The organism is Mycobacterium helveticum (assembly GCF_007714205.1).
GTDB lineage: Bacteria > Actinomycetota > Actinomycetes > Mycobacteriales > Mycobacteriaceae > Mycobacterium > Mycobacterium helveticum.
The window spans coordinates 1-803 of the sequence record NZ_VMQU01000321.1 but is presented as its reverse complement, the minus strand read 5'-3'; the positions used below and the strand labels follow the sequence as shown (position 1 = coordinate 803).

1 pseudogene is annotated in these 803 nt (G+C 70.1%); it reads right to left on the bottom strand.

The features are described 5' to 3' along the window. Positions 1–86: 86 nt before the first annotated feature. Positions 87–630: pseudogene (locus FPZ47_RS27715) on the bottom strand (type III secretion system chaperone family protein); the annotation flags it as partial. Positions 631–803: the final 173 nt, after the last annotated feature.

Here is an 803-nt window from a genome sequence, read left to right as displayed (position 1 = left end):
GCATCGTCGTCCTCGTCGATCCTTGCTCGACTCCTCCTCATCGCGCTTCGCGCTCTGCATCGTCGTCCTCGTCGATCCTTGCTCGACTCCTCCTCATCGCGCTTCGCGCTCTGCATCGTCGTCCTCGTCGATCAAGTGGGCGAACGCCTGCAGGTTCTTCAGCGACTCCCCGCGCGACACCCGCCAGTCCCACTCTTTCTTGATCGACGACCGGAAACCCAACTCCAGCAACGTGTTGAAATCCGAGTCCACCGCCTCGAGCACCTGCCCGAGCACCCGGTCGAGCTCGTCGGCGTCGACCGAGGCCAGCGACAACCTGCCCACCAGATAAATGTCGCCGACGTTGTCGAGGGTGTAGGCGACCCCGTAAAGCCGGCGGTTGCGCTTGAGCAGGAACCGGTAGACGCCCTCGTGGTTCTCGTCCGGTTTGCGGCACACGAACGCCTCGACGCGCACCGAGTGTTCCCCGATGCTCAGGATGGTGTTGGTCTTGAGCTTGCGCTCCCCGGGCAGCTCCACGACGAGCCCCGGCGGGCCCCCATGGGAGCCGGGACTCTCGGAGTAGGTCAGGCCGCTGGCTCGCAGCGCGCGCTCGATCACCTGGCGCACGGGCTGGTCGGACGGTGTCATGCCCCCACCCCTTGACGCGAGACCCAGCGGCGCGGACCGCGCGCCGACGCCCGGTCCGACGACAGCGCACCGCCGCGGCGCCGGCGCCCCGCCGGGGAGACACCCCCCCCCCCGCCCCCGGTGGTGGGCCGCCGGGGGGGGGGGGGGGTTTGCCCCGGGGACCCGCCCCCCGG